Raw genomic sequence first — 11953 nt, 5'->3', positions numbered from 1 at the left:
ATTTTTTGTTCGAAGTCGGAGAAGCTAAGACCAAGAGGGATCCTGTACGCATATTCCACGCCCCACTCACTTCTTGTCTTACGAAGCAGTTGTATAGTTCGAATATCTTTCCCTTCTTTCACTTTCAATCCGCAGCTAGCACAAATACGCTGGATTTTAGAAGCATCATTTGTTGCTCCTTTTTGGTGCATTTTCGAGAAAAGAATTACACCGCCAACTGCAGCTGAACTTACTAACTCAAATATCATGAGCACCACCACCTCCTTTTAGTATTCTTATAGAGAATAGTCCCTGTAGATTAGAGGAGATAAAAATAACTATGAATCATTGAAAATAGTAAACTTGCAATGTCTGAAGTACCGTTCTGTGGAGGAATTCTATTCGGAATAGGTGAAATGAAGTTTTAAAAGGCTATCAGATTAGCAACGAGATTCGTAATTTGTTTGGTATGGTAAAAGGTATTGTGTACTGTTTGGTCTTTATGTCAGTTTTTTTCTCTCGTTTAAAAAAATGACGAAAAGGGCAAGCTATGTTTGAGGTGATAAAGGTGTTTGGATTAGGTAAGAAACGTAGCAAATTTGGCAAATGGTTAGATAAACAAGGGATTACACAAGGGGAATTAGAGAAAACAGCTAAGTTAAGTAGGGGCACAATTTCCAAGGTGTGCAACGATAAAACATATATGCCGAAATTTTCAACGATAACTCAAATTGTTAAAGGGCTTAAAAAGTTAGGAAAAAATATAGATGAAAATGATTTCTGGATGTAATTAGAAAATTAATCTTACAAGCTCCTTTAGACGAATTTACTAACTCAATCAATTCCTTTTAAAAGAATAATCTCTTACCACCTTACAAATCTGCACGTTATATTGGCTGTACCACGTTTCTTTTCCATTTTGTTGTGCTACTTGATGAGTCGTATTAGCTTTCCATTTTTGAATTGCTTCTAAGGATTCCCAATAAGAAATTGTAATACTATACTCTTCGTATCTCTTACGCTCTCAATCCTAATAAATCCAGGTTGTGTTTTTACTAGTTCTACCAAGTTGTCTGACATACTTTCATATCTTTCTGAATTGTGCTCTGTTCTTTGAGAAGTAAATATAGCTGCATAATAGGTATTCATTGTGTTACCACCTTAAAAGAATTGTGTCTTTATTAAGAATTGAAAACCATGAGTGATTTCAATAGCAGCTGTCTCCATGGGAGGAAAGACTTCAATAACGATGTGGGAAACTAAGACATCAATGTTGTAGTCATTATTTTTAGGAAAAAACAGTCTAGAGTTCCCTTTTTTGTAGGAAGCTCGAGCATTCAACCCACTGATAAAGGGAAACCCAAAGGGCATACTAGGATTATATTTAAATTGGGAGGATATAAATTTGAGTACAATAGAAAATGCATTATCTATCTTTGCCTTAGGCGGCTTGAATGAAATCGGGAAAAATATGTATGCAATCAAATATTCAAACGATATCGTAATTATCGACTGTGGCAATAAGTTTCCAGATGAAAGTTTTTTAGGAATTGATTTGATTATCCCTGATATAGCTTACTTAGTAGAAAATAAAGATAAAGTCAGGGCTTTAATTGTCACACATGGACATGAAGATCATATCGGGGGGATCCCGTTCTTCTTAAAAAAATTGAATGTACCCGTTTATGCCACACGCTTCACACTAGGATTAATTGAAATCAAATTAAAAGAACATAAACTTCTAGGAGAAAGTGAACTTATTGAAATCAACTCAAACTCAAACTTGACAATCGGAAAAATAAGTGTAAGTTTTTTCAAAGTGACCCATAGTATTCCTGATTGCTTGGGAATAGTCTTTCACACACCAGAGGGTAAGATTGTACATACGGGGGACTTCAAGTTCGACTTAACCCCTGCGAATAATGAGAATTCGGATATTCATAAAATGGCTGCAATCGGCAAAGAAGGGGTCTTGCTTCTATTATCTGAGAGTACCAATGCAGAGCGTCCTGGTTTGACCCCATCGGAACAAATGGTAGGTGAACATGTGGAAGCAGCTTTCATGAAAGCCGAACGCAAAGTTATTCTTTCTACCTTTGCTTCAAATATTAGTCGCGTTCAGCAAGTCGTGAATGCAGCGCAAAAAACAAACCGAAAACTTGCGTTGCTTGGACGAAGTATGGTTAATGTTATAGCGGTTGCTATGGAACGTGGTTATTTAACAGTTCCAGATGGAATGTTAATTGACCCACATGAAATCAATGAAATGGTTCCTGAAAGGGTGGCCATTTTATGCACAGGGAGTCAAGGAGAACCATTGGCTGCTCTTGCTCGCCTGTCCACTGGAAACTTTCGCGGTGTCGACATTTTACCTGAAGATACGGTTATCTTTGCAGCAGGTCCAATACCCGGGAATGAACGAAATATCACAAGTATCGTAGACAACCTATTTGCACTTGGAGCCAAAGTGATTTATGGATCAGGAAGTACATCCGGAATGCATGTTTCTGGCCATGGTTATCAAGAGGATTTAAAACTAATGCTTACATTAATGAAACCAAAATATTTTATTCCCATTCACGGTGAATTTAGAATGCTACACCATCACCGTTTGTTAGGTGAATCCGTTGGAGTAGAGCAAGGAAACACTTTTATCATCAATAATGGCGATGTCGTCGATATTGAACATACCATTGCCCGTCAGACCCGGAAAATACCGGTGGGGAATACCTACGTAGACGGGGGGGATGTCGATAATATTGGGGAAATTGTGTTACGAGACCGCAAACAACTTTCAGAGGATGGGATGCTCATGATTGTTTTAACTATGAGCAAATCGGAAGGAAAACTGATTTCTGAACCCGATACCATTTCTCGTGGATTTGTGGATAGAGATTTCTCGGAGCTCCGAAGAGACGTTAATCGACTTACTATAAAAACTGTTAACGAGCTACAAGAAGCAAATAGAAACCAATGGAATGTAATGAAAAAACAAATAAAAAAATCAATACGACAATATGTATATACACATACTAAGAAAAAGCCAATGATTGTTCCTATACTTATTGAAATTTAATAGGGGGAAGTTTAAAAAAATGAATTAATTGATCTTCAACAATTGGGCGCTTTAATTGAGCAAGGATAACAAAAATAATCAAACTTTTTTATAAAAGGATGATTCAATAAAATATATTAAGAGCGTGTTTTGATCAATCTTTTTTCAAAACACGCTCTTTCTTTTTGCTTGTTTATCAAGGTTATTAGTATTAATTTGATTAATCCTTATTCTAAAGCTACACATAAAGCCAAATTTTCAAATAGGGTGTTTTTGCACATCCCGCAAAATAGGGGAATAACACTCTAACATGTTTCTGAAAATTAATTGATTGTAGTATATTTTTTAATATTTATGAATTTTCCCCTAAGGAGAAACTGTACATGTATCAATATTTATACAGTTTTATTAAAATATGCTTACTAAACAATCTGGCCCGATTGTTGAACAAAGAAATACCCTACAAAATGGATTTTTTATCAAACTTTTTTGCAAATTATCAATCTTTATTATAAATGATCGAACTTTATTTTAAATTAACAACTTATTCATATCTTATATTTTGTGTAACTACCCCTATTGCTGAATCCTTTCATATTCATAGCTTCATAACAATTTCTCTTTTGAATTACACAACACATAAAAAATGAGTAACTGTAAAATGTCAAAAAATAAAAAGGATGTTGCTATATCTTGAATCGGATCATAGCTTTAGCGTTTCTGCCATTCATCTCCCACCTAAAATTAGTGTTTCACACCTTTGCATTTTTGAGGAAGGAGTCTTCTATCGGTAAATGATAAATAGGTTAATCCATAAAAAACACATACACAAGTAAAAAGCCTATTTTATTTTAGATATAAAATAGGCTTCTCTTACATTTCTATAAATGTATATTTGACGATTACATCTTTTCTAATATCATTTGTCTCTCATACCACTTTGACATTTTTTCAACTGCGTTAGCTGATAAACGTTTGGTTTGTTTATTGCAAAATCTAGATAACGTAGGTGCCGATATTTTAATTTCTTTTGCTAGTTCTCGTATACTTATATTATCAACATTATGTCGATTTAGTATTTTTTCTCGTACAGCTTCTTCATCAAAAATGTCTGGTTCTTTACTAACTGTTATTTGTGGCATATCAATAATGTCTTTAGTCTTTTCACTATATTCTATTATTGTTTCATTATTATTCTCTATTTCTAATGTTTTTTTCTTTGGTAAATTGTACATAGACTTAATTAATTCTTCTGGTGGAAAAATAGTAATATTTAAATCAATCCAATAATCTTTGAACCAATTTTTCTTATTTAAACGTTCCTCATCTAAATTACTTGAATACTCCCACTTAGAAATCACATTTTCTCTCTCTAAGTCAGTAAGAACATTCTCTAAGTGTTCTCGAATACGACTTGGTTTCCATGTAAGTGGAATTGCCATGACAGCTAATAATCCTTTATCGCCTCCAATAGAGTATGGGCGCTTTAAAGTAGAATATATTTGCCTAATTCTCCATTGCCATGTTAAATAGCGAATTAAACGTTTATGATATTTATGTCGGTAACTATTATATTCAAGTGCCTTTTTAGATAATAAGGCTGTTGTATTATTTGAACCATATAAATAACTTGCCAAGAAGCTTCCTGGTTTAATTCTGCAAGATTCAATGCCCATATATTCATTTGTTGTATTATGTCTCCATAATACAACTGAATCTAAAACAAATAACCTTTTAATTACTTCCCTTTTTACTTTATATTCCTCATCATTTTCATTTTCATCATTTAAAACTACAACTTCATTATCATCATTTAAATATATAAAAATACTCGCTAAAGCAGCAATCCTCTTTGCAACCTTAATTTTATCTTCAGGTCTATAATATTCTCCCTTACTTACTTTCTTTTTAGGTACATTACACATATCCAATACTTGCTCATATGAAAATTCGATGAACTCGTCCGGTGACTGCGCTTGAGCTAACCATTGTATAGTAATTGAATCCAATACATCCGCTGTAAGATCATCCATATTACTCATTACATCATTAACTAAAGTGTTCCATCGGGACGCTTCATCATCTTTAATAAGCTTCAAATCCTCATCTCGATGCGAAGAAAGCTGAGCTATCGCATTACTTTCTTTCGTTTCAATTGGATAAGACTTAACACCCATATTTGAATCCTCTTCAAAATGATTCTTGGAGATCCCATCACGTAATTTAAAGTAAACCGCGGAATTATTGACCTCAAAATAATCTTTATCATCTGTTTCATCTTTGTTTTCTTCTACCTGAATTACTGTTTCATCACTTAATTTTGGCTTATTATCATTTTTAAACTCTTCTGTTAAAAGATGTTCAATTTCTGAATGGATCTCATTCTTATACTGATTCAACTTAATAGCAATTTGTAGTGAGGTTATTCCACTTTCATTCTTTTTACTAAGCCACGATACTAATGCTGAAAAAGATGGTGAAACATATTGTGATGTTACAACCTTACTACTATCTTTTTCTACGTCTGCACTAAAAGAAGTCCATTTCTCCCAAATTGCTTTGTTATTTCCATATAAAGGTTCAGAGATTAACAAAGCATCAGTAAACAATTGTGCTAATTTCTCCACGTCGTCACTCCTTCCTTTCGTACATTCCTTTCAAACAACTCAATATTTAGCGAATTATATATAAATCATTCTTATTTTCCAATTCTGTTACGTTCAAAAAAATAATGAAACACTTTTGTCTTGTTTGTACAAGTGAAATAACATTTATTATACATTACCAACCAATATACCATCAATTAATCTAATGAATTAATAACTGAAACACTTTTGGGCATATTGTTAACCTTATTTATAAATATGAAACACACTTTTCCCTTACCACTTTCTCTACCATACCCTTATATAAGCTTTTATTTTACATGAATAGCACGTATCTAATGAGCTAGATTCATTCATATCTATATGAAACATCTTTGTCATATCCTTGACCTAAAATTCAAAAGATGAAACATTAGTTAATTTTTCTTATTTTGATTATATATTTCTAAAAAATTTTTTAACATCCCATAAACTCATATATATCAAGCGTTTCCCCTTCTGTGTACAAAACAGATCCTAAATCATCCTGAAACATTTTTGCCATATCCTTGACCTTACCAAATACAAGAAACACTCGTAAACCCTTGATACATAAAGGATTATGAGTGTTTCTTTCTTTTTTCTGCTACATATAAAACATGAAACACTTTTGCCATATCCTTGACCTTGTAAATTTTAAAACATGAAACGGTTTTTGCCATATCCTTGACCTAATATCCTTTTCAATTCTCTTATAACCCTTCATACGACTACATTCAATGGATTTTTCTATAATAAATGACTTATATATGAACATGAAACATTTTTGCCATATCCTTAACCTAAAAATATGAAAAATCTTCATTTATCCCTTATATATCAACGTTTTTCTACTGTTTCACTAATAATTTGACACATCCAAAACATGAAACGATTTTTGCCATATCCTTGACACAAAAAAAAATGAAGAAAATCCTGTATCCCTTGTCACAGCTGGTTTTATGTCGTGTTTCATCTTCTTAAAATCCCCCTTAAAGGAGCACCTTTCGGCAATTTTCGATTTGCTATAATCAAAATTGGTATATTTTATAGTATCCTGACATATATTTCTGAGTTTACAGGTAGGAGGTGAAAAAGATGGGAAAATCATTTATTATTCATAACCAACGTGGTCTAAATGGACAATCTACAAATGCAGTATTAGTAACACTGAAGTCTTGGCAAAAACTTGTTGAAGCTTTTGAAGAGAAATACTACAGCTATAAAGATACATACCTTGAAGATCTACTGGATCAAATGACATATGAAGAACGTGTTGCAGATGTAGATGGCTTTGTAGAACAAGCGAAACCATCTTTTTCACGTCGTACCCTGTCTGCTGTTTCTGAAACAATGGGACGAAAACATAAATTATATGGTATTACAAACGCAGATCTAGAAGTCTTCTTATACCTACACAAGAAATGTTACACAAATGGAGTCATTCCAAATGTAACAGTACATATGATGTGGGAAGATTACAAGCAATATAAAGAAGAGTTTGCTTACATACAGCATTCTCAATTCTATATTGCATTAAAAAAACTAAGTCTACATAACATTGTCACGATTGAAAAAGAATTAGATGGCCGCTATACCATTAAGCTAACTCATTTTATGAATGAAGAAACTGAAAAAGCAAACCCTTATGTTTATATTAGCCCAGTGGTATTTACAAAGGCTTTCTTTGAGCTGTCAGTTGCAGCTAAGAAACTATTCTTAGACATTGCGATGCAACAGCACAGAGAAACTACACTAAAACGTTCCTTGGACAAGCAGGATGAAAGAGGAAATAAAACTCATTTTGGTGGGATGTACCGCTTTTTACATAAGAAATACCCGCATCAAATCCGTGCGGTTATGACAGAATTAACAACTGCACTACCATGTACAGGAACTCCCCTATTCAAAATTTGCAAATTACAAAAAGGGGTTAATAATAAAAAAAGATATACGACTTTATATCTCTCCTTACATACGGATTTCTTATGTACAAAAGAATCAGGCGAAGTACAGTATCGTGATCCATTCACACCAAAGGTTACTTATGCTCGTAAAGCTCGTTTTATCGAATCTGTGCTTCAAGATATGAATATTGGTGAATTTACAAAAGACATGAATAAATTTATTCATGTACTCAAATATACATGCCATCGACAAATTCGCAGTGTAATTCAAAGCTTGCGTGACATGATAGATCGTAATGAGGAATATCCAAGTAAGTTAGTATATACACTGAAGAAACTATTAAACCAAACGTCACAATATCAAATTCTTGATACGGCAGCTAAGGAAGGTATCTATCCTCTTATTACACAACATGTACCAAATGAGCAAAAAGAACAAGCTGTATTTGATTTCGGATTGCATTTCTCTATGTACTCTCTTCGAAACATCAAAAAGTTGTTCCGTAAAACATTTGAGTTACTAAAATACAAATTTGCTGTACCTGTTACAGAGGAGTCGTATCACCGCAACTATCTAAAGTATCAAGAAGAAACGTTGTTTAGAAAGTATGCCTATGAACAAGGTACAAATCTAAATGCTTATATGGCTTTAGAAATAGAAATACGTGAACTCCTAAAAGCAAGAGGACATAAAGAGCGCTTTATTCCTAGTGATGTTCGCGAATTGTTCATTGAAAAGATAGATAGATTACCTAAAGAAACGCTTCGCGTTATTGAAGTACCAGATGACTTCAATTTGGTTACATTTATGCGTGCCTTTGAAAAGTTAATACGCGCTGATATTCAAGTAACAACAGCTGAACAAGTTCTTGAAGTAATCGAAACCAATTAACAATACCCCGCTCTCTATTTTTGAAAAAATTAAAAGTAGAGGGCTATTCGTGTTGATTCTGCTATTTGAAGGCCTTGTACTAATTCCTTATAACAACCAACTTTCCTCGATTCTATTCATAATAGAGTCTTTTTTTATGCACTCCTATACAAGAACTGTACTATAACTAACTAAATTTCCACACATACTTTCATATAAACACGTTATGAGCAGCCTTAATGCATTCAAATACCTACAAATAATCGCAAGAAAAAAGTTAAATTTTGTGTATAAGTAGATGAATATAGTCGAATGTGAATAACATAATACTATGATTATTGATATAAAGGCATTCTAGTAACTTATCTATCAAAAATCATCAATATTTTTGTGAGTTATGTGGTAAATCTGGATTATGTTAATGACTTAGCACCTAATGTGAATGGTTTGTGGGTAAATAAAATAAAATTGTGGAAATTCAGTGGATTAATACAGAATTAAGCAAGTGAATAAGTATGTTTAACAATGCATTAATTTGTTTCATTTTTTATGTAGAAATATATTATTTTGTTTATGATTATTTGTAGTTTTTATATCAATATTATGCTTACTTTTCCGTTGTCAAATACTACTATTTCTGATTTTTTACGCTATATTATTTTCAAAGTCCTTGCTACTGTAAGGATAAAACCATATTTATCAGTCCTATATAAGTTTTATCTTTATATTTTTAATATATAAGATATATATTTATATTAGATTTTATTACAAAATTAGTTTTTCACTTTGGATAAGTTATACTTCATGTAAAGCGCCATGAAGAAATTATGAATTCAATTGAACAATATGAAACTATTTTCAAGATAGTACCTCTTTTTTATAAACGGTACGATTTTATATCAAAGTCACATCTATGGCTAGATTGTATTACACCATCACAAATGAAATAAGTAATAGAGCATGCGACCTCAATAAAGCGGCATGCTCTATTTTATTTTAAAGTTAATTATTTTTTGTAAATTATGGAACAAAATCATTACTCGAATTGTCTATTAAGTGTACTTTTAAAAACTGGTACTCAAATTAGGTACATTGTATCCAATTTGATATCCATTTTCTGTATTACAAAAGATGAAAGGAATGATTATTTTGAAAAGTACGATGGTAATAAAAATAGGAATGTGTGTTGGAATATTAAGTTTAAGTCTTGCAAGTGTAAAACAATTTACAGGTGAACCTTTGAAGGCGCAAGCAAAAGAAAAAATAGAGCAAACAAAACATACAAATTATGCGACTCGTCGAGAGTTCGTTCAACTTGAAAAAAAGTTTGATGCTCGGATTGGTGTCTATGCTATTGATACCGGTACAAATCGAACAGTCGCTTATCGACCTGATGAACGGTTTGCCTACACATCAACTTTCAAGGCTGTGGCTGCAGGAGCCATGCTCCAGCAAAACTCAATAGACAATCTTGATAAGGTGATCACTTATACAAAAGATGATCTAGTTACGTATTCACCAATTACGGAGAAACACGTGGATACCGGTATGACTCTTTGGGAGATTGCAGATGCTGCGATTCGCTACAGCGATAATACAGCGGGGAACCTTTTATTAAAAGAATTAGACGGTCCCAAAGGATTTGAAAAAAAGCTCAGACAGATTGGTGATAGGGTTACCAAGGTTGATCGCTTTGAACCAGATTTGAACGAAGCTACTCCAGGAGACATCCGTGATACAAGTACAGCAAAAGCGCTTGCTACTAATCTTAAGGCTTTCACAGTTGGCAATATACTTCCAACGGAAAAGCGTAAAATCCTCACAGATTGGATGCGTGGAAACACTACTGGAGACCAACTAATCCGTGCTGGCGTACCAAAAGACTGGGAGGTGGGTGATAAGACTGGGGCCGGAAGTTATGGAACGCGAAACGACATTGCCATCGTTTGGCCACCGAATAGAGAGCCAATCATCATTGCAATTCTATCTAGTCGCGATACAAAAAATGCTACCTATAATAACGAACTTATCGCTCAAGCTGCGAAAGTTACCATCAATGCTCTCAAGTGATAATATCTCAGTTTTTTTATCATTTTCCGACAGAAGATTTCTTCCTCAAAAATGGGAAGGTGTAAAACACCAATTTTAGGTGGGAGATGAATGTCGGTAGACGTAAGCCTATGTTTTTCTTGCATACTGTAGTTATTCTATTACAAAGTGAGGTGCAACCCATGTTGGTAAATCAGGCATTTAAGTTTCGTATCTATCCGAATAAGGAACAAGAAATATTAATTGCTAAAACCATTGGGTGCACCCGCTTTGTATTTAACCATTTTCTTGCTCGTTGGAATGATACCTACAAAGAAACAGAAAAAAATGTACATTTTCCCCCATATATGTAAATTTTTGTTTTGTGGTATTTGCTTTTTTTAGCTTGATGGTGAGGTGTCAGCACCCTGATAAAAAGTTCCTTTTTTCTGAAAAATTTATATAAATTCAAGATTAATAATAAATATTTAAAAAAGGACTTTATATTCCCTTAATTTATTCCTTTTCATTTATATTAATCATTTATTACAACAGCTTTCACGTCTAAAATAAGATGATTTAACAAAGGAAAATATAAGTATCTTTATAGGCCTCACCATATCATTCTGGGAATGCTGTACGTTTAGACACATTTTCTTCACAATCCCCCCCTTTTGCTGTGCGCTAAGAGATATTTGTTCAGAAAATCTTATGTGTATGAACAGAGGATAAAACTCAATAATATCAACGTTTTCTAGCTATAACCATGTTCATAAAGTGTGTAAATAAATCAATGTTCAATTAAACTTAGATTTTTATCTTTCTGAACATGTATTCATCTTTATAAAATACTGTAATGATAAGGGTTTGTAGTCCTTAGTGTACAATTTCCCCAGAATGATATAGTGCCCCTTATAATGAGTTCCCAATATAATAAATGTTAATCAAAGGAACTCTGTGTTATGTTTGCTTTTTTACTAACTAATACAGCTTCAAACAATAGACACAATTGCTACATGCCAAGTGTAATTTATTACCTATTCAAAATTCCGTTTATTCAATCTTTCTGAAAATAAAAAAATATTGACCTCATAAATATACAAGTTATAATGAGGGCGTCGAGAGATAATCTATTACCTCTGGAGAAAATATCAAACCTGGTTCTGATGCGAAAATTCTAAATATTTCGCGAGTAATCTTCTGAAATTGGACATACTGATACGATTACTCTAAAAAAGGGTTACGATCGGAAGGAGAATTTATTCAATATGAATGTGGAAGCGTTATCAGCCAGATCTTATTTTGTTAACAGTACGTTGGTATCTGCGGTACAACTTAAGTTTTCGTGATGTAGTAGAAATGATGGAGGAACGTGGATTATCCTTGGCTCATAACACGATTAAAGGAGGAATTATTATATGAATGGGAATACTGCGAAAAAAGTAGAATTTCAAGCTGAAAATACTGCAGTTAAAAATGAGAACTATCT

General features: G+C 33.1%; 5 protein-coding genes and 4 pseudogenes. 6 read left to right on the top strand and 3 right to left on the bottom strand.

The features are described from left to right. A pseudogene (locus LOK41_RS25945) lies at nt 1–248 on the bottom strand (FtsK/SpoIIIE domain-containing protein); the annotation flags it as partial. A 299-nt stretch (nt 249–547) separates the two neighbouring features. Here LOK41_RS25945 and LOK41_RS25940 point away from each other — a divergent pair. Next, nucleotides 548–769 carry a helix-turn-helix domain-containing protein gene (locus LOK41_RS25940; RefSeq protein ID WP_241818887.1) on the top strand — a complete coding sequence of 74 codons (222 nt, stop codon included), beginning with the start codon at nt 548–550 and terminating at the stop codon, nt 767–769. A 48-nt stretch (nt 770–817) separates the two neighbouring features. On the opposite strand, the pseudogene LOK41_RS25935 reads toward LOK41_RS25940, so the two are convergent. After that, nucleotides 818–1128 (bottom strand): annotated as a pseudogene (locus tag LOK41_RS25935) (antibiotic biosynthesis monooxygenase family protein). 256 nt (nt 1129–1384) lie between these two features. Between LOK41_RS25935 and LOK41_RS25930 the strand changes: the two are divergent. Continuing rightward, entirely contained in the window at nt 1385–3055 is a 1671-nt protein-coding gene (locus tag LOK41_RS25930) for a ribonuclease J (protein ID WP_241818886.1), read from the top strand. An 881-nt stretch (nt 3056–3936) separates the two neighbouring features. Here LOK41_RS25930 and LOK41_RS25925 read toward each other — a convergent pair. Continuing rightward, the gene (locus LOK41_RS25925; protein WP_241818885.1) at nt 3937–5661 is read right to left on the bottom strand and encodes an XRE family transcriptional regulator; all 1725 of its coding nucleotides are present in this window, start codon (nt 5659–5661) and stop codon (nt 3937–3939) included. 1095 nt (nt 5662–6756) lie between these two features. Here LOK41_RS25925 and LOK41_RS25920 point away from each other — a divergent pair. The 4 genes and pseudogenes from LOK41_RS25920 to LOK41_RS25905 form a co-directional block, all read left to right on the top strand. Next, nucleotides 6757–8457 (top strand): hypothetical protein, encoded by a 1701-nt coding sequence (locus LOK41_RS25920; protein ID WP_241818884.1) that lies wholly within the window; start codon nt 6757–6759, stop codon nt 8455–8457. 1110 nt (nt 8458–9567) lie between these two features. After that, nucleotides 9568–10506 (top strand): class A beta-lactamase, encoded by a 939-nt coding sequence (gene bla, locus LOK41_RS25915; protein ID WP_241818883.1) that lies wholly within the window; start codon nt 9568–9570, stop codon nt 10504–10506. Nucleotides 10507–10667: 161 nt separating this feature from the next. After that, nucleotides 10668–10823: pseudogene (locus LOK41_RS25910) on the top strand (helix-turn-helix domain-containing protein); the annotation flags it as partial. Between the two features lie 913 nt (nt 10824–11736). Further along, nucleotides 11737–11865, top strand: a pseudogene (locus LOK41_RS25905) (IS6 family transposase); the annotation flags it as partial. Nucleotides 11866–11953 lie beyond the last annotated feature (88 nt).

Source organism: Bacillus sp. TL12 (assembly GCF_022625245.1).
Lineage (GTDB): Bacteria > Bacillota > Bacilli > Bacillales > Bacillaceae_G > Bacillus_A.
This window is presented reverse-complemented; position numbering and strand designations above follow the sequence as displayed.